The organism is Shewanella sp. MMG014, assembly GCF_018100775.1.
GTDB classification, from domain to species: domain Bacteria; phylum Pseudomonadota; class Gammaproteobacteria; order Enterobacterales; family Shewanellaceae; genus Shewanella; species Shewanella japonica.
The window spans coordinates 241,109-260,709 of the sequence record NZ_JAGJDZ010000006.1 but is presented as its reverse complement, the minus strand read 5'-3'; the positions used below and the strand labels follow the sequence as shown (position 1 = coordinate 260,709).

Genomic DNA, 19,601 nt, shown 5'->3' with positions numbered 1-19,601 from the left:
GATACTACTAGATTAACCTTTAATTTCCTTTTTGCCATGTATTACTTTTCGATGGACTACAGAATAATGTCTAAGCCCAGCAGGTCCATGAGATACCACAACTGATAACAGCACAATAAAGATAGTGATCTCAGGCTTCCAATTTGCCATTGGGATAAATAGCAACAAGAGTAAAATTTTACAGATGGTTAATACGCCTTTTAATTGAATTAACCAGCGCCAATCGCGAATAACTTCCCATGCAAACAGGGCTACACCACTGGCCATTGCTATTATCCAATAGTTAAGCCACTCACTTTGCTCTATACCCAGTAGCAGACCGCCACCGGCACCGACGACACCAACAATATGCAAGGCGCGTAAACTGGTTTTTCCGAGGCGTTGGATCCAAAATTGAAATTCTGATACTTCTTGTTGCTGCTTTTTAGACATAGAAAATACGTAATTGGTCAGTTATTGACGTATCAGCTTAACAAATTCATTTCGAATGAATAGCGATCTATAGCAAACTCTAAATTATTGCTATGCTGATGTGATAAAAATGCGCAACCTTGATATCCGATTTACTTATTTGATTTCAAGTATAAGCCGTTGTAACGCTTTCTATTAAGGACAATGACATGAAAATTGGCTTCTTCAGTGCCAAAAATTACGATATTCAGCACTTTGATGCAATCAACCAAGATTTTGGTGCAACCATTGAATATTTCGATTATCGACTTTGCATGCAAAACGTTAAATTGGCTGATGGTTTTGAAGTGGTGTGCGCATTTGTTAACGACTCATTGTGCGAAGAAGTTTTAGTAGAGCTGGCTAAAGGTGGCACAAAAATTATCGCAATGCGCTGCGCCGGATTTAATAATGTGGATTTAGATGCAGCGCATCGATTAGGGATCACTGTCGTCAACGTACCAGCTTATTCTCCCGAGTCGGTTGCAGAGCATACTATTGCGATTATGCTGACATTGAACCGGAAAATACATAAAGCATACCAACGCACTCGTGACGCCAACTTCGCCCTATCGGGTTTGGTGGGTTTTAACATGCATGGCAAAACCGTCGGTGTTATTGGCACTGGGAAAATAGGCATTGCTACGATTAAGATTTTGCTAGGTTTTGGCTGTAAGGTGATTGCTTACGATCCATATCCTAATCAGCAAGTGATTGATTTAGGAGTTAACTATACCAGTCTCGATGAATTGTACCCTCAATGTGACATCATCAGTTTGCACTGCCCATTGACTGAAGATAATCATCATATGCTGTGTACTCAAAGTTTTCATAAAATGAAAACAGGGGTCATGGTGGTTAATACTTCACGTGGTGGATTGTTAAATGCAATCGATGCCATGGAAGCGCTAAAAGAGGGGCAACTTGGTGCATTAGGTTTGGATGTTTATGAAAATGAAAAAGAACTCTTTTTTCAAGATAAGTCCAACGAAATAATTCAAGATGATGTTTTTAGACGACTGTCAGCCTGTCACAATGTTATCTTCACTGGTCATCAAGCGTTTTTAACTGATGAGGCGCTTAATGCAATAGCCTCGACAACCTTAAAAAATGTCACCGACTTACTTTCAGGGCTGCATTCAGCTAACGAGTTAAATTAGATTGTAAGCAAACATGGTGAGGCTCATTATTTTAGGTAATGCTCAACGTTTACACATATTAATAAAACCAGCACTCAGACTGACTAAAAAGAGGGAATATGATAATCACCAAGGAAGTTCATGATATTGACACGCCAACAGGCGTGATGCGCACCTACGTTTATCGCCCAGATGTCGCAGGACAGTTCTCGACAATTATTTTTTACTCTGAAATTTTTCAGCAAACAGCACCTATAGCTCGCAGTGCAGCAATACTTGCTGGGCACGGATTTGTCGTGCTAGTTCCTGAGGTTTTTCACGAGTTAAACCCGATTGGTACCGTGCTCGATTATGATGATATTGGTAAAGATAAAGGTAATGCGGATAAATTTGCAAAGCCATTAGAACATCATGATAGTGATACGCAAGCAATGGTGGATTTTGCTCGTAGCCAAGCCTATTGCACCAGTAAAGTCGCTGCTATGGGAGTGTGTATAGGAGGGCATTTAGCATATAGAGCAGCGCTGAATGCGGATATCAGTGGCGCTTTTTGCTTGTATCCTACAGACATACATTCCAATACCTTACCGTGTGAAGCATTGAATGATTCACTTACCCGCACGGGGGATATTGCTGGTGAGGTGGCCTTGGTGTTTGGCAAGCAAGATCCCCACGTGTCTAGTGAAGGGCGTAAACTGATTTACCAAAAGCTTGAGCAAGAAGGCGTGAGTTTTAGCTGGCAAGAAGTCAATGCTCAGCATGCGTTTATGCGTGATGAAGGTGAACGTTATGATGCGGCACTGGCATTGCAAATGTATTTACAAGCTGTGGCATTTTTTCAGCGCTTATTAAATTAACCCGATACACAGATGCGATAGCACTCGTGAAGCTAGCTTAATTAATGAATGCGCTATGGGGGCTCCCCCATGTGGCGCATTTTTTATTAGGGCAATGTGTAAAGCTAATCAGGCGTGATATCTTCATCGATATAATGAGAGGCGGTTTTCTCTGTGGATGAGTTTGGTTCCTTCACTGTTTTAGGTATTTTTATGACTGCCTTTTGTAGCATAAGGTTATTCGGGTAAGTCATCATATCGCCTTGTTCGCGTTTAATTATCACATGAAATAAACTGATTTCGACAATCACCCCTGTCATATCTTCATCTTTATCCACGATTTTTATCTTATCGCCAATTCGATACGGAAATGCAAAGAAAATCAGTACCCCTGCAGTAATGTTGCTTAACATTGACCATTGGGCAAATAACGCAACCCCCAAAACGGCAAAGGCTGATGAAACAAATAACGAGACTTCTTGGTACCCCAATCCTAATGACACAGCCATAATGGATGCAGTAATAAAAAAGAGTAGATAAGTTAATAGTCTTGTCACTAAACGGCTGCGTACTTCATTGACCTGTTTTTTCTTGGCTTGTTGGCTGATAAATTGCTTCAGCTGTTGCTGTATAAAGATAAATACAGCAATGCAAATAGCGCAAATTAGGATTTGAATTGTCATAGTGGCTCACTTTAATGCGTCAAGTTCCGACTTATTTAAGCTAAGTTTGAAGTCAAGATGATGTGAGTTTGAATTTATCCTGTAAACTGTCTTTCTTGCAACCAAATTCGTCAGGTTGAAATTAGCTGACGGTATACCAGAGTCAGTTCCATGTCAGATTATCAGCAGTTACATCATATTAGTGATGAGATCGGTCCTATCTATGTCTTAGAAGACAATGAATGTCGAATTTTGTCCTTTGGTGACAATGACGAACAAAGTAAAATCCTTAAAGCCCAGCCCCATATTCCTCAGCATACCTATATTCAAGCGATGTTAGCAGTATTGCTTTTTAGCCAACCTAAAAGTGCAATCATATTAGGTTTAGGTGGCGGTGGGTTAATTCATGCTTTGCGCCGTTATGATGCAGCCATAAAATTGACCGCTGTTGAACTGCGTTCACCTGTTATTGATATTGCTAAACGATTTTTTCAGTTGCCAATTGGCAAAAAGTTGAATTTGGTTCATCAAGATGGCACCGCATTTCTTGCCGAAGGTAATCATAAACGCGTAGATATTATTTTCGCGGATATGTACATAGAGCAAGGCGTCGATGAAAAACAACTTACTGGGGAGTTTATTGCGCATTGTCATCAAAGCTTAAAAGCTGACGGATTTTTGGTACTCAATTGCTGGAAAGAGCACAGTAAAAGTGAACTATTAAAGCAGACATTGTCTATGCACTTTGCGAATGTTTATGCCACATTAACCGGTGGAGGCAATTGGGTTGTGTATGCCAGTAAGCAGCCACACTCTTTTGGTAGTGCAGTCAATAAGCAACATGTGCAGCAATTATCCAAACAGCTTGATTATCCAGTTGGACGGGCGCTAACACGTTTTACCCAATGGGAATAAGCAAGTTTAATATCAGTGATTCGGAAAATCCGATAACCTAAGTCTTTTATCTGTCTTTGTTCTAAAAAACCGATTAGGGTGATAGTTTTTACCCGTTATATTTAATTTTAAAGACTCGCTATTATCTATTCCATCAAACGGATACAGCGACACACTTAATTAAATTATCGGAGTAACACAATGACTCAATCAATTATCAATTCTACAATCAAGCCATTTTCAGCTACAGCATTTCACAATGGCGAATTTGTACCAGTGACTGAGCAAGACCTTTTAGGCAAATGGTCAGTAGTATTCTTTTACCCTGCTGATTTTACTTTCGTATGCCCTACTGAATTAGGCGACATGGCAGACCATTACGCTAAGCTACAAGAAATGGGCGTAGAAGTTTACTCAGTATCTACTGACACTCACTTCACTCACAAAGCATGGCACGCAAGTTCAGACACTATCGGCAAAATCAACTACCCAATGATTGGTGACCCAACTGGTGCAATCACGCGTAATTTCGGTGTGATGATTGAAGAAGATGGTTTAGCACTTCGCGGTACATTTGTAATGAACCCAGAAGGCGAAATCAAAGTTGCTGAAGTACATGACCTAGGTATTGGTCGTAGCGCATCAGAGCTAGTACGTAAAATTCAAGCTGCTCAGTACGTAGCAACACACGACGGTGAAGTTTGTCCAGCAGCATGGCAGCCAGGTGAAGAAACACTTGCTCCATCAATTGACTTAGTCGGTAAAATCTAAGCTTACAGACTTAATACGTCATATTGGCTTACTCATCTCATCATCTGAGTAAGCCATATTGCTAACAAAGGTTAGCAAGCCTGTTTCAAATCATCTCCGGTCAATCTTAGGAGTCCCGATTTCTGTGTGATTCATCACCATGCAGAGATACTAAGATTGACAATTTTTTTGCTCAATCTCATTTTATTTTCCAGGAGCACACGTATGTTAGATACGAATATTAAAAATCAACTGAATACCTACCTGCAAAACCTCAAGCGCCCAGTTGAACTTGTCGTGTCAGCAGATGCAAGCTCTAAGTCTCAAGAGTTGTTATCACTTGCTCAAGATATTGAAGGTTTATCATCTTTAGTGAGTTTACAGCAGCAAACGTCGGATAGAACGCCGTCAATGAGCATTAAAAATCCACAAAATGGATCAAATATTACCTTTGCTGGTTTACCAATGGGGCATGAATTTACCTCTTTAGTGCTTGCGTTACTGCACTCTGGTGGTCATCCGATCAAATTAGATGCGGATGTGATCGAACAGATCCAAAACTTACCTGGTGAATTCCATTTCGAAACCTATGTGTCGTTGAGCTGCCAGACTTGTCCTGAAGTGGTGCAAGCGTTGAATATGATGGCTGCGACTAACCCAAATATTACTAATGTGATGATTGATGGCGCATTATTTCAAGATGAAATTAATGACCGCAATATCATGTCGGTGCCTACAGTGTATATGAATGGAGAGCCGTTCTCTGTTGGCGCGATTTCTGTTGTAGAAATCTTAAACAAGTTAGATGTCAATGCAGCAGCAAGAAAAGCTGAACAGTTAAATAACAAAGAATCGTTTGATGTTTTAGTTGTTGGTGGTGGCCCTGCTGGCGCATCAGCTGCGATATATGCAGCGCGCAAAGGACTTCGCACTGGCGTAGTTGCTGATAAGTTTGGTGGCCAAGTGGCTGAAACTGTTGGCATTGAGAACTTTATTTCAGTGTCTAAAACAGAAGGCCCTAAGCTGGTGGCCAACCTTGAAGCACACGTTAAAGATTATGATGTCGATATCATGGATAATCAACGTGCTTTGTCATTAAAGTCGGGTAAACAATTTGAACTAGAACTTGAAAGTGGCGCTAAGCTAACAAGTAAAACCATTTTATTAGCAACGGGTGCACGCTGGCGTGAAATGAATGTACCTGGTGAGCAAGAATATCGCGGTAGTGGTGTAGCTTATTGTCCTCATTGCGATGGCCCTTTATTTAAAGGTAAGCGTGTTGCAGTGATTGGCGGTGGTAATTCCGGCATTGAAGCCGCTATTGACTTAGCTGGCATCGTTGAACATGTCACCGTACTTGAATTTGACGCTAGTTTACGTGCTGATGAAGTCTTGCAACGTAAAGCTAATTCAATGGGTAACATTGACATTATAACTCAAGCAATGACCACTGAAGTTTTGGGTGACGGTAAGCGTGTAACGGGTCTTACATATACTGACCGCAGCACAAACGAATCTCATCATGTTGAACTTGCAGGTATTTTTGTTCAAATTGGTTTAGTACCCAATACAGAGTGGCTAACCGATACCGTAGACTTAACTTCGCGTGGTGAGATTATCGTTGATGGTAAAGGTGAGACATCTATTCCCGGAGTATTTGCAGCTGGCGATGTGACTAACTCAGCTTACAAGCAAATTATCATTGCGATGGGAAGTGGTGCAACAGCATCATTAGGGGCATTCGATTACTTGATTCGTCATAGTGATGAAGCAGATAACGCAACTGATGATACTGTTGAGAAAGCATTGAACTCTGATACCGTTGCTGCATAAGTCACCTCCACAAACAAGGCGATAGCCTTTAGGTTACTTTAGCAAATATCGAAAAAGTAAAAGCAGCTAACTTTGTTAGCTGTTTTTTGTTTGGCGAGTAAATTTAGCGTTAACAGTGAAGTGACTAAACCAAGTGGCAATACTATGTAAGCTATTGTTGTTTAAGTTCAAGTGCTGGTTAAATAAAAAGCAAAAAGCATGTCGCAACAGGTGTGAAAGTCGCTATAATCAATTGAGATATCCTCATACATAAGTGAACGATGCAAAAAACAACCCCGACATTTGAGCAACAGTTACACTTTGAAACCCAGCAATACCTTGCCAAAGGGTGTCGTTGGTTAAGTGTACTGAGCTTTATTTTAGCGGTTGTGATTGGCATTACTCGATTGTTGAATATTCCAGAGCTAAATTTCACCTTCACATTGATTAGTATCCTGCCATTAGCATTAGTATCGCTTTACGGCGCAATGCGTGATTTTTCTCTTCCTTCGTCGCAAAAGATAAATGACTACGGCCGCTTCTATCGTTATATATTGGCGTTACTTTTATGTTGGATCACCGTCTGTAACTGGTTGATATTATCAGCACCATTTGCTCAAGGAAAAGTAGAATCAATATTGCATTTAATGATGTTTGCTTTATCTATCGCATTTTTTCCCCTCCGTCGTTTATTGCTTTTTGCTGTATTCATCATGTCGACTTATATGGCATCGGTGAGAGTTTTCTTTTTTGCTGATGAGTTGTTTTTCCCAATCATGAAAATGTTGAGCTTTCTTGGGATTGTCATTTCAGGTCAGCAAGTCATTGAAAAATGGTTTAGAAAGTCGATTTTTAAAGATGTTGAAAATCAACGCTTAGTGAATGAACTCAATCAATTAGCGTTAACGGACAGTTTGACCAAGCTGAGTAATCGACGTTATTTTGATGCGATGTTAACCAAAGAAATTCAGCATTGCGAGCGAAGCGGCTCTGCTATGTCAATCATTCTAATGGATATAGACTTCTTTAAAAAACTCAATGACTACTCAGGCCATCAGCGTGGTGACGAATGCTTGATTGAGCTGGCAAAGCTATTAAAACATCAGATTAAAAGGCCGAGAGATGTTTGTGCTCGTTATGGCGGAGAAGAGTTTATTGTGTTGCTTCCAGAAACCGATATAGCAGGCGCAGTTGAAGTCGCTAATAATATTAAGTTACGTCTTAACCAATTAGCATTTCAGCACCCAGACTCTTTGGTGAGCGAGTATGTCACTGTCTCTCAAGGGGTTGCGCAATGGCAACCTGGGATCAATGCAGAACAATTAATCAAGCAAGCTGATGATAAGCTTTACGAAGTTAAAGCGACGACTCGAAATAATATTGCTTATTAACTTTAGCAATTTGCCGAGTGGCCGATATACAAATTGTAACGTATTTGTCGTTAATAGCAGTATAAAAGGATTTTAACGCGTTTTAGCAAGGTAAGCTGCGATAAATAATATGGTCACTTTAAAGTGACAGCGCAGTTTATTTATACGTGTTTTATTAAGGCAAATATCCTTTTACGAGTGCTTTGGGGGCAACAAATGAATTGGTTTAGCAACATGTCAATCTTCAAGAAAGTCGGCTTGATTTTCGTACTTTCTGTCATCATCTTTGCCGTCAATTTAACGATCAGTATTATTTCGATTAATAAGAACAACGATGCTATGACGTTCATGCAAGACAAAGTCTCGCAGCGTGTTGAGCTTGCCAATCAAAATGTTATTTATGTTCAAAGGCTTGATGAACTTTATACTCAAGCGGTGTCATTTTCTGATGAAGACTTGATTGATAACGCCAATAAAACATACCAATCTTTGCAAAAAAACATTAATAGCCTTATCAGTCTCGACAGTGAACAGTCGAGTAATTTGTCATTACTTAATAAAGAACTAAATCAATATAATGAAGTGACCTTTGACCTTGCAAAAGGCATGGTTGATAACACGATTGACATGAGCAAAGTCGGCCAGATTATTGCTACTAAAACCCAAGTTTATGACAAATTAATGGTAGGTATTCAGCAATATAAAGCGGACAAAGTTACCGAGTTTAATTATACGATTCAAGAGTCGGTTAGCCATTCAGAAACCGGTTTAATGCTGACGTTATCTATTGGTTTGTCTTTACTATTATTAATGGCTATTGCAACTATCTCTATTGCCAAATCGTTAAGTAGCTCTGCGGGTAATTTAGCTAACTCGCTTGGTGAATTAGCCGATGGTAAAGGTGATTTACGTCATCAACTTGATGTCACAGGGCGCGATGAACTAGGCCAAGTCTCGACCAACTTTAACCGTTTTTTACGTTTACTTGCCGATGCGATTCAGCAAGTGGTAAGCGTTACAGCGCCATTACTACAAAGCGCTGAGTCATTAAAAGAGCGAATGGGTATTGCGACTCAAGCAACAGAAAAGCAAAGTCTAGATGCCAAAACAGTGCAGCACTCAATGGAAGAAATGGGTTTGTCTGTTAATGAAATTTCTCAAAGCGCCCAACAGGCAGCAGAAGCGGCTGATAGTGCAGAGCGTGAAGCCACAAACGGCCTAGCTGTGGTGGCAAGTACGATTAATATTTCTCAAGAGCTTAATGCAGAAATTGAAATCGCTTCAGAGTCGATTAATGAATTAGCCAAAGACACTGAAAGTGTAAATTCAATTCTCAATGTCATTACCTCCATTGCAGAACAAACAAACTTATTGGCGCTTAATGCCGCGATTGAAGCTGCACGAGCGGGTGAGCAAGGCCGAGGTTTTGCGGTTGTGGCGGATGAAGTTCGGGCTTTAGCCTCTAAAACTGCAGATGCCACTAAAGAAATTCGTGAAGTTCTGTCTCGCTTAAAAGGCGCCGCAGAATCATCAGTTACAACGATGGATGTTGCTATTGGTAAAGCGTCTGATAATGAAAAACATGCCCGTGAAACTGGTGATGTTTTAAAGTCTATTCAAGAACAGATTGTGAATATCAATACCATGAATACGCACATAGCAGCGGCAACAGAGCAGCAATCTGCAGTAGCTGCGCAAGTCAGCCATAACGTTGTTGAAATGAATGCTTCATTTGTACAAACATTAGAGATTTTAGCCGAAGTACAAGATGTGTCTGATGGGTTGTTAGATTTCTCTGACGAGCTGAATAATGCCACCTCTCAGTTTAAGCTTTAATGTGCTTCCTAAGTTGATGTCTGAGGTATGTGACTTAGCCTTATGCCTTAAGGGTGTTTCTTAGCCTTTTTCACTGGATATGTTCAAACTTTAACTTAACATTGGCACATTAAATTAATGAAAAAACCACCTCTTAGGTGGTTTTTTTGTGGCTGTAGTTAGCGGTTTTTCGGTTGCTGCTTTTACTTGGTAGTAGGTTAACACCTCAAAACGCCAAAACCTGCTCACAATTGTATGCTGATTAAGCAAATTATACTTCAACTGCTGCTTTGTTAAGCGCTGTTTTGAGTTATGTTAGCGTATCATTTAGGCCAATTTAATCAGCGAAATTGCTTCACGCATCGCTTTGATTTAACTTATTAGCATAAGAAAATTGCTCACAACAATAACCGTGATAAAACGAGTTTTTGCTTTCGCAGATAGTGCGTAAAAGGATCCCAATGCCAAGCTTGATCAGAATCGTATTAATCAATACCCATTTACCGGGTGTCGTTGAATTACAACTTGATGGACATACCAATATTTGTGGTACCAATGCATCAGGTAAAACGACATTACAACGACTGGTACCTGTATTTTATGGTGAGTACCCAAGTCGGGTCGTTCCGTCGACTAGGGATAGCTTTGAACGTTGGTATTTGCCTCATGATTCAAGCTACATCATTTACGAATATCAAAAGAGCGATGGCAAGCTATACCAAGCGATTATGTCTTCTGCTGGTGATGGTAAAGGGGTTAATTACCGGTTTATTGCCAAAGGCTTTGAGTTAGATGATTACGTAAAATCACGTAATGGCGACACCATTATTTGTCATACCATGGCTGAACTTGGTCGTGAAATGAAGCGTGCCCAAGTGACTCACACTCATTTGCTAAATACCCGAGAGTATCGAGCCATTATTCAGCACGATCGCAGCTTACTCACCACAGGCGGCAATAAAGGCGAGCTACGCACTTATGGGCATCAATTCTCCTTATGTGATAGCGAATACTCACTACGTCATATTGAAAAACTCGCTAAAGCGGTGCATTCCAAAGAAGGAAAAATGGAAACCGTTAAGTCGATGGTGGCGGCGATTTTAGAAGAAGATGGCGTTAACCCGCCCACATCACGTTTAAACCCTCAGAGAGTAGAAAGTTGGATACGTGAAAGCCAGTTAGTACAAGGTTTTGAACAAATTCGCCCTGAATTTGAAAAACTAGAGCAAGAGTTTAACCAATTACTGAGCGCTGAATTACGACTTGGCAGCCTTGCTAAAGGCTATCGCGGCGATGAAACGTTGGAAGCGCAAAGGCAAGAGCTGAGTCAAAATGAATCTAAAGATGCCAGTTTGCAACTGCGTTTACTCGATGAAGAGTGGAAAGAAGCAAGGGACGAAATAAGCCAAGAGTTATCATTTGCACAAGGTGATACTCGCAAGTATGAGGCTGAGCTTGATGCAATTGAGGACCAATATGAAGGTTTCTTAAATGCCAATATTGAACAAGCCAAAGCCGATTTAGACAGTTTAGATAATTGGCGTAGTGATTTAGAAAATCTAACAGAGCGTCATAAACTCCAAACTGAAAAGCATCAAGATATTGAAGCAGCTTACAGTAGTCGACGTAGCAAGATAGCAGAGCAGCTTCATCGTGAGCTTGAAACGCTCCACGAAGAACAAGATGAACTGCGTGAAAGCCGTGATGCTCAGCGTGAGGCCGCTTCAGAAGATTTAGCTAATCTTGAAAATGTTTGGCGCGAAAAAACTGATGCGGGTAAAGCGACATTTGCGGAACAAGAATATCAGCTTAAATTGACTCGTGGTGAAATTAGCTATCAAGTTGACGGTGTGACGTACACTGAAGAAGAAAAAACCACGTTAGCCATTTTTGATGAGCGCATTAGCCGTGCAGATGAAGAACAAGAAATCTGTAATCAAAAGGTCGATCGCTTATCCATAGACGAACGTAAATTACGTGCTAAACGCGATCAAGTGAGTGAAGCGCTGCGGATTGCGAGTGTCAGAGTGAATGAACGTTTAGCTGATGTTGATGATGTTAAAGGGATATTATTCCCGCAGTCACACACGTTACTTGAGTTTTTACGTAAAGAGTCACCAGGTTGGGAGCAAAGCTTTGGTAAAGTGATAGCACCTGAGTTGCTTCATCGCACCGACTTACATCCTAATGTGGCAGGCAGTAGCGATGACGCGCTATTTGGTATTGGGCTTGATTTAAAGGCGATAGATGTCCCTGATTATGCTGCGTCCGAGCAAGATTTACGCTTACGGTTAACCAAAGCAGAAGAGGCTTTATCTCAAGCTGAAGAGCTAAAGGCTGAACATGAAGATCAGCTTGTTATGATTAATGATGAGTTAGATAACCTCAGCAAAGAACTGACTTTTGCACGAACGGCGTATAAAAATAGCCGTGAAGATGTCAGACGTTTATTTGATGAAAAACGTAGCACTCAGACTCAAATTAACCAAGCGTTAGCAGATAGAAAAGCCCATGCAGCCAAACGATTAGTGCAGCTTGATAATGAGCTCAAGCTGCAACATAACCAGCATCTAGAGTGGCTAGATGAGCAAAAAGACCAAGCGCTTGAAGCTCGAATGGAAAAAAATGCTTATTGGCAAGATGTTGTCGGAGCATTAGATAATCAGCTCGCACAAATCAAAACCAATATTGAAACCCGTCGCAGCAATGCTAAACAAGAGCAAAAAGCCTGTGATACTTGGTATAAAAATGAGCTTAAATCTCGTGGGGTTGATGAAGCTGCAATTGTGGCGCTTAAAGGGAAAATACGAGAACTAGAAGCGCAAATCAGCCATGCTGAAAAACGTCGCAGTGATGTATTGCGTTACGATCATTGGTATCAAAATTCCTGGCTTGTCAGCAAGCCCAAGTTGCAAACAGACTTATCTAAAGTAAAACAAGCCGTGCTTGAACTCGAGCAACAACTTGCGAATAAAACGGCTGAAGTTAAACAGCGTAAACAGCAGCTAGAAACGGTTAAAAAAGCCTCTGATGCAGCACAAGTTGATGCATCAGAGAACTTAACGAAATTGCGTGCAGTGATGCGTAAACTCGCCGAGCTTAAATTACCTAAAAGTAAAGAAGAAGCTGATGGCAGCATTGGTGAACGTTTAAGACAAGGTGAAGAGCTACTTTTACAACGTGACTATCTTCTAGGTTCAGTGAAGCAATATGTTGAACATTTTGATTCCGTTATTGCCAGTAAATCTGGTTCAAGCCTCGCTGAGTTTTGGGAGCGTGCTCGTGATGAGTCTAGCTTTACTAACGATAAAGGCATTCGATTACTGGATTACCGTAAGTTAGTGCCCCAACTTGAACAATTATTAAATGTGATGGTGCCGCAATCACTGATGGCGATTCGTGAACAAGGACGAATTTTTGGTATCGACTTAACCGCTTACTACGATGTATTAGCTGATATTGATAGACGTATTGCATCACAAAGTGCTCGCATTACCCGTGAAGTCGGTGAAGAGTTATTCCTTGATGGGGTATCTGAATCGGCAGTTAAGATTCGTTCTCGCATTAGTGAGTTAGAGTTCTGGCCTGAACTGGAAGTGTTTGTGAAAGCCTTTAAGCAATGGAAAGCAGATGGTTTCAGTCAATTACCTGATGAGCACTACACATCAAGCATGCGTCGTGCGCTAGATATCATTGGTCGTGCAGCGCTTTCGGGCGGTATTGCCAAGCTATTAGAAATTGAGCTGCGCTTAAAAGAAGGTAACAGCGATTTAGTTATACGTACTGATAGACAGCTCAATGAGTCTTCTAGTCACGGTATGGCGTATCTCATTCTGTGTAAGTTCCTGCTCGCATTTACTCGCTTATTACGTGGTAAAGCGGATGTCACGATTCATTGGCCTATTGATGAGCTGGGTACTTTGCATCATACCAATGTGAAAAAAATCTTTGATGCCTGTGTGAATAACAATATTAGCGTATTAGGGGCTTTCCCGAATCCGGAGTCTGAAGTACTTAATCTGTTTGCTAACCGATACATCATTAATAAACAAACCCGCAAATTGCAGGTGGTGAAACCGAAAAGCAATCCACTGGCTGAGCGATTAAGTCAGCGTGCCAATAATAAGGAGGCGATCTAATGTCTGAATCAATGCAATCACCTTTGTCTTCTAAAAGCGAAGCGCCTTCAGAAACCACCTTGGTCGGGACCGGAATGCTTATCGAGCAATTATTGCGTGGTGAGTTTATCTGTCGCACCACAAATGAAGATGGTTGGCGTGCATTAAAAAGCCCGCATACCTTTGAGAAAATTGAACAGTATTTAAATCAAATTAATCGTACGATTTCTTCGGCAGCTGAAGGAGATGTCTTTTTTTGTGGTTATCAGCAGTTAGGCGAGCAAGAAAAGAAAGTGATTTCTAGCCAATTTAAGGATATTTGCTCAGCGCTGGTGCCATTAGTTGAGTGGCTGGTTTTAGTTCAAGAAAGCAGTGGTCAAGATGCTCCTTTAAGTGAAGGTGCACCGATCCGTTTGACTGAGCTTCAAGCGCGTATTGAAGACACCCCAGCTTTTATGGAGCAATTGGCTAAGCTAAGTCATTATCGATTGTTTGGCTCCACCAGTCACAATGTTGATAATCAAATCAAGCTGGTATTTAAGCGTTTAGTTGAACTAGGTTATTTAGTTAAACCCAACAGTGAAAAGCAAATTTACATTGCCACAGGTAAGCTTGATTATTTATACGAAGTGATCCGCTTTATTGATGAAACAGAAGGATTAAGCCTTGAAGCTCAAGCTGAAACTGCGACACAAAGGGATTTAGTATGAGTAATAATTTACATCAAGCAGGGGTTAAGCTGCTAAAGCAGTTAAGCCGTCATGCTGATGTGGTTATGGATGCCTATTTAGCGGGTTCTGTCAGTGAAACAACACATGACGTAGCTGTGATAGAAAAGCTAAAAAAGAGTGGTATTTTATGGCGACCAGAACCCGATGAAGCCTTACGTCTTAAGCGTTCAGTGAGAGCATTACTGGAAGAAGCGTTGAGCGATGAGCGCAATCGTCAGATTGATGCCAATGTTGGCTCAGCGTTTAGTACGATTAAAACCTTAGCCGATCATTATAAAGAAGCACGGCATAATGTTGATTATAGTGCTGCTGAGGCTTACTTAGCCGATTTAAGTGAACATGTTTATAGCTTCACCGATAGCCTAAGATATTCTATTAGGGTGTTGTGGAGCCGCATTAATAACGAGTTCGGTTATGTTGGCAGCATCAGCGCAAAAATTCGTGAAAACGAACTGGCTCAAAGTCAGGTCAGCGAATTACTCAATGGTTTGGAGATGTTTCAGTTCAACGAACTAAGCGAAATAGCTGGTGATATTCGTGAACTCAGACGATTATTAGTCACCAATCTTCAAGAAACCTTAAGCCAATGCACGTTAGAGCTTAGCGCTGTGCAAGGTAGGTTACTAGAGCTCATTGGTCGCTTCAGGCAAATTCAGGGTCGTACTCGTCTGCTTAAAGGCTTTTTGTTACATACTGATCTGCATCCAGATTACCAGCCTGAAAACCACGTTGGTCATAAGCACGTGCCAAACTTATTCAATTGCGCCGAAGCAATGATTAAGCCTGCCAGTGTTGACGTTAATAACAGTCAGCACGAACTTGTGTTATTAGATGTGGTATCTAAAGTGAAAGCCATTAGTCGTGACTTATTGCCAACAAAAGTACGTGAGCATAATGTGGCAACGACCATGAGTGATGTAGAAGATTTCGACATTCCTGATAACCCGCTTAAACTGGCTGTGGATCAATACTTTTGTGAAGTCATCGATTCAGGTCTGCGACAGTCAGCGCTAGAGTATCTTCATGCCAATAAGCTCGATTGGGAAGCTGAAAACTGGTTATATCAGGTGATTGGCGGTTATGAAGGTTTACCAGATGAGCATAAGGTTTACTTTGAACTTGAACCGATTGGTGAGCCTGACCCAATCTATAACGGTAACTTTATGATCCATGATGTAGAGCTGTGGCTGGCCTAATCTCGTTATCGGATCGTTTGATAACATGTTTTTGTATTTTGCGTATGCTTATCGAGTGTGTTAGATAGCCTAGAAAGCGCTCATTGAATTAAAGCAGTTGACTAACCTCAACTGCTTTTTTGTTTTCATGTATTTCCAAAGAGAAATGTAACTGGAGTCTACCTGGTTGTTACAACTTGACCCCTTTTTGTTTTCCTTGTGTTAACTCATATTTCAATTTGATTTAGCAACATATATTACCCATGTGATGCACTATGGGGTGAAGTCGAAATATTAATCCGTATACTAGTGACTTTAACTTTTCAGTCTTTCAAACACGATATGTTTAGCTGTTAAAGGGATGTGTTTTGGTGAGCAAAACTGGCTTTGACTCTTAAATGATTAATATTTTAGTGTAAGGGCTTTAAAATCAGCTGGTTAATTATAGTTGTAAATCTGCCGTTTCAATGGGAGTAACAACTTATTGATCTCTAACATTGAAATGTATTGCAACTTGTTTCAGTATCGTGGTCGCTAAAATAATTAAAACAATTTTATTGTCGTTTTTAGGTGTTTGCTTCTGAAGTCGGCTTGAACTAGGAATACAACAATCATGGTTAAATCATTATCAACTCGAATTTTTATCGGGTTATTCTTAGGGGTATTTCTCGGAAGTATCGTCCAATTTGCGCTAAATGATGTAGCGTTCTTTTCTGGGACATTAGTCGACATTGCATCGGGCATCGGAAAGATGTTCGTCAATATGATCATGATGCTTGTTGTGCCTTTGGTGTTTGTGAGTATTGTTTGCGGTGTCTGTGAGCTGCAAGATTTAAAAAGCTTTGGCAGGCTTGGTGGTAAAACATTTGGTTTTTATATCATCAATACCCTAGTGGCTATCACGGCAGCATTTGCCGTTGCTATGCTCATAGAGCCTGGTAAAGGGATCGATATGACAAGCAATGTCGATGTGGCCATTACAGCGACTGAATTACCCAACTTAATGACGCTTATCGTGAATATCGTGCCGAATAACCCGTTCTCGGCATTTACTTCGGGCAATATGCTTCAGGTTATCTTTATGGCGCTGCTACTTGGCGGTGTGATTAAATCATTAGGTGAAGTTGCCAAAGGTGCTGTAAAAGGCTTTCAAACTGCAAATATTATTATGATGCGTTTGATTTCTGTTGTGATGAATTTGGCTCCTATTGGTGTGTTCGCGTTGATGTTCAAGTTAGGGGCAACGTTGGAACCAGAAATTTTCTTCAGTGTTGTGCAGTATTTATTACTCATTTTAGGGCTATTGTTGCTGTGGATTTTTGTGGTTTACCCATTCGCAGTCAGCTTCTTCACGCAAGTGACTGCCAAGCAGTTTCGTGAGAAAACCCGCGAGCAAATCTTATTCTCGTTATCAACCGCAAGCTCAAATGCCACGATTCCGGTCACTATGCGAACCTTAACTGACAAGCTTGGTGTTAATCGTGCCGTAGCTGGTTTTGGTGTTCCGCTTGGTGCAACGATGAATATGGGCGGCGTATCGATTTATATTACTATCGCGATTTTCTTTGTGGCTAATGCCTTTGGCATGCCAATCAGTGGCGAGCAAATCCCAGCATTATTGTTCAGTGTCTTTTTACTATCAGTGGGTGCTGGTGGTGTTCCAGGTGGCGGGATGGTCATGATTGGTGTGCTTATTCATCAGATGGGCTTACCTGTTGAAGCCTTTGCGATTGTGGCAGCGCTTGACCGTATCATTGATATGGTACTAACTTCGTGTAACGTAGTAGGTGATACCGCGGTATTAACTATCGTTGATCAAACTGAGAAGCCGCATCAATTAGAAGCTGAAAAAGCTTAATGCGATGAGTTGATTCACTATTAAATGAATTAGTTCTTTTAATAAGCTAGATAAGAGGTCTGCAATTGCAGGCCTTTTTTGTATATGCTGATAAGGTAAATCAGTATCACTGAGCAAAAGGGAGCGTTAAGTGAGATTAGCTATTGGAATATTATTAATACCATTGATGTTATTGATGGGCTGTCAGTCAACAGAGCACCACGTTGAAGCGTTACCGCAATATACTTTTATCGCACACGATAATGATCTGCAAAGAGTTGAGTTGGCTCAGTCAAAGGCTTTAGAGCAAGGAAAGTTATTGTTAGTCGTGATGGGGGCACAGTGGTGTCATGACAGCAGAGGTCTGGCGGGTAACTTTTCAGACCAAACAATGCAGCCTATTTTAATCTCACGTTTTGAAACCGTATTCGTCGATGTGGCATATTTTGACGATATGCATAGCTTACCGCAAAAGTATGGTTATCCTGCTTACTTTGGCACACCGACTGTGATGGTTATTGATCCAAGAACAGGGCAATTACTTAATGAAGTCAATTTATCAAAATGGCAAAGCGCCGACAGTGTTCCGTTAGATGAATATATCGAGTTTTTCTCAACCATCGGCACTCAGCCTGTTGAATCATTACCAACATCACCGCAACTAGATGAGTTCATTGATGCAAATGTGGCCCACTTAAAGCAAGGTTTTGATTATCTACGTCCAATATGGGCTGCGGTGAGAAATGGTAACGCTGGCGATTCAAAAGAGCTTCAAGCGGTTGCGACAGAAGTGTGGCAATACAGAACGCAGTTGCAAAAAGATATTATAGCAATGAAGCAAGAACTAGCAGCTAACCCGCAAACTGCGCTGGCTTTTCCTGAATATGGTAAATTCAGTTGGGAATAGGGAATCGTTGAGCCAGCGAATCAGTTTGGGTCGATGGCTTAATAAAAAAACCGCCAATTGGCGGTTTTTTTATTAAGTTTGCACGATTATGCAATATCTGGTTCGTTACTATAATCAAGTCCATGATAGCTTAAGCAAGCATCGACTTCGTTAGCACTACCTAAGATAACCGCAACACGCTGATGAATTTCTTCAGGTTTAATATCTAAGATATCGCCATAACCCGTAGAGGCTTTACCACCGGCTTGTTCAACTAATAATGCCATAGGGTTTGCTTCGTACATTAAACGTAGCTTGTATGGCTTCTCTGGGTTCTTATTGTCAGTTGGGTACATGAAGATACCGCCACGACATAATACGCGATGAACATCGCCCACCATCGCAGCAATCCAGCGCATGTTAAATGACTTTTCTCGAGGACCAATGTTACCCAGCAATAATTCACTGATGTAAGTTTGCATTGGTGCTTCCCAAAAGCGCTGGTTTGACATATTGATGGCAAACTCTGCAGTGTCTTTACTGATGTTAACCGCTTCATCAGTCAGTAAAAACTCATTGGTATCAGGGTTTAGGGTGTATAACTGAGTACCTTGGCCAGTGGTTAATGCCATCATGGTTGATGGTCCATAAAGCACGTAACCTGCAGCAAGTTGCTGACGACCATTTTGTAAAAAGCTGGCTTCAGTTAATTCGCCATCTTGTGCTGGCAAGATTGAAAAAATAGTGCCAACAAGCGAATTGATATCAATGTTTGATGAACCATCTAAGGGATCAAAACACACAAGGAATTCGCCTTGTTTATTGACTTCAACGACATAATCTTCTTCTTCTGATGCGAGTCCACGCACGTTTCCTTCGGCTTTTAACGCATCTTTAAGCATGTCATTAGTGATAACGTCGAGCTTTTTCTGAGTTTCACCTTGAACATTTTCTTGCTCTGTTGCGCCCAAGACGCCAGCAAGTGCGCCGTGGCGAACCGCTTGACTGATGTCTTTCGAACAGTCGGCTAAGCGTAAAATGAGTTGTGAAAGTGAGTCGGGTACTGCTTGTTTTGTAAGGGTTTGTGTCAAAGTTTGCATGCTTGTTCCTAAGACAGTAGAGGTTA

The 19,601-nt window shown here is 41.0% G+C and carries 15 protein-coding genes; 12 read left to right on the top strand and 3 right to left on the bottom strand.

Going from position 1 to position 19,601, the window contains the following annotated elements:
* Positions 1–12 precede the first annotated feature (12 nt).
* Complete coding sequence (locus J8L86_RS12010) at positions 13–432, bottom strand: hypothetical protein (RefSeq protein WP_055022680.1); 420 nt, start codon at positions 430–432, stop codon at positions 13–15.
* Positions 433–620: 188 nt separating this feature from the next.
* On the opposite strand from J8L86_RS12010, the gene J8L86_RS12005 reads away from it, so the two are divergent.
* Together J8L86_RS12005 and J8L86_RS12000 are read left to right on the top strand one after the other, a co-directional pair.
* Positions 621–1,610, top strand: a complete 990-nt coding sequence (locus tag J8L86_RS12005; protein ID WP_211030479.1) for a 2-hydroxyacid dehydrogenase — start codon at positions 621–623, stop codon at positions 1,608–1,610.
* Positions 1,611–1,708: 98 nt separating this feature from the next.
* Positions 1,709–2,446, top strand: coding sequence for a dienelactone hydrolase family protein (locus J8L86_RS12000; protein WP_065109790.1), 738 nt, complete (start codon positions 1,709–1,711; stop codon positions 2,444–2,446).
* Positions 2,447–2,550: 104 nt separating this feature from the next.
* Here J8L86_RS12000 and J8L86_RS11995 read toward each other — a convergent pair whose 3' ends face one another.
* Positions 2,551–3,108, bottom strand: coding sequence for a mechanosensitive ion channel family protein (locus J8L86_RS11995; protein ID WP_211030477.1), 558 nt, complete (start codon positions 3,106–3,108; stop codon positions 2,551–2,553).
* 150 nt (positions 3,109–3,258) lie between these two features.
* On the opposite strand from J8L86_RS11995, the gene J8L86_RS11990 reads away from it, so the two are divergent.
* The 10 genes from J8L86_RS11990 (at position 3,259) to J8L86_RS11945 (ending at position 18,496) form a co-directional block, all read left to right on the top strand.
* Positions 3,259–4,002 carry a fused MFS/spermidine synthase gene (locus J8L86_RS11990; protein WP_211030476.1) on the top strand — a complete coding sequence of 248 codons (744 nt, stop codon included), beginning with the start codon at positions 3,259–3,261 and terminating at the stop codon, positions 4,000–4,002.
* A gap of 180 nt (positions 4,003–4,182) precedes the next feature.
* The gene (ahpC, locus tag J8L86_RS11985; RefSeq protein ID WP_055022675.1) at positions 4,183–4,752 is read left to right on the top strand and encodes an alkyl hydroperoxide reductase subunit C; all 570 of its coding nucleotides are present in this window, start codon (positions 4,183–4,185) and stop codon (positions 4,750–4,752) included.
* 204 nt (positions 4,753–4,956) lie between these two features.
* Positions 4,957–6,564, top strand: coding sequence for an alkyl hydroperoxide reductase subunit F (gene ahpF / locus J8L86_RS11980; RefSeq protein WP_211030473.1), 1,608 nt, complete (start codon positions 4,957–4,959; stop codon positions 6,562–6,564).
* Between the two features lie 260 nt (positions 6,565–6,824).
* The gene (locus J8L86_RS11975) at positions 6,825–7,934 is read left to right on the top strand and encodes a GGDEF domain-containing protein (protein ID WP_211030471.1); all 1,110 of its coding nucleotides are present in this window, start codon (positions 6,825–6,827) and stop codon (positions 7,932–7,934) included.
* Positions 7,935–8,129: 195 nt separating this feature from the next.
* A complete protein-coding gene (locus J8L86_RS11970; protein WP_065109794.1) occupies positions 8,130–9,749 on the top strand; it encodes a HAMP domain-containing methyl-accepting chemotaxis protein in 1,620 nt (539 codons plus the stop codon).
* A gap of 440 nt (positions 9,750–10,189) precedes the next feature.
* A complete protein-coding gene (locus tag J8L86_RS11965) occupies positions 10,190–13,867 on the top strand; it encodes an ATP-binding protein (protein ID WP_211030469.1) in 3,678 nt (1,225 codons plus the stop codon).
* Positions 13,867–14,556, top strand: coding sequence for a hypothetical protein (locus tag J8L86_RS11960; RefSeq protein ID WP_247663356.1), 690 nt, complete (start codon positions 13,867–13,869; stop codon positions 14,554–14,556). Before J8L86_RS11965 ends, J8L86_RS11960 begins: the two co-directional genes overlap by 1 nt.
* Positions 14,553–15,773: a phosphoenolpyruvate carboxylase gene (locus J8L86_RS11955; RefSeq protein WP_211030467.1), complete on the top strand. Its 1,221-nt coding sequence runs from the start codon at positions 14,553–14,555 to the stop codon at positions 15,771–15,773. Before J8L86_RS11960 ends, J8L86_RS11955 begins: the two co-directional genes overlap by 4 nt.
* Positions 15,774–16,365: 592 nt before the next feature.
* Positions 16,366–17,610 carry a dicarboxylate/amino acid:cation symporter gene (locus J8L86_RS11950; protein WP_055022669.1) on the top strand — a complete coding sequence of 415 codons (1,245 nt, stop codon included), beginning with the start codon at positions 16,366–16,368 and terminating at the stop codon, positions 17,608–17,610.
* A gap of 130 nt (positions 17,611–17,740) precedes the next feature.
* Positions 17,741–18,496, top strand: a complete 756-nt coding sequence (locus J8L86_RS11945) for a thioredoxin family protein (RefSeq protein ID WP_211030464.1) — start codon at positions 17,741–17,743, stop codon at positions 18,494–18,496.
* Positions 18,497–18,582: 86 nt separating this feature from the next.
* Here the strand turns inward: J8L86_RS11945 and J8L86_RS11940 are convergent, their stop codons facing one another.
* A complete protein-coding gene (locus J8L86_RS11940) occupies positions 18,583–19,575 on the bottom strand; it encodes a class 1 fructose-bisphosphatase (protein WP_211030463.1) in 993 nt (330 codons plus the stop codon).
* Between the last annotated feature and the right edge of the window lie 26 nt (positions 19,576–19,601).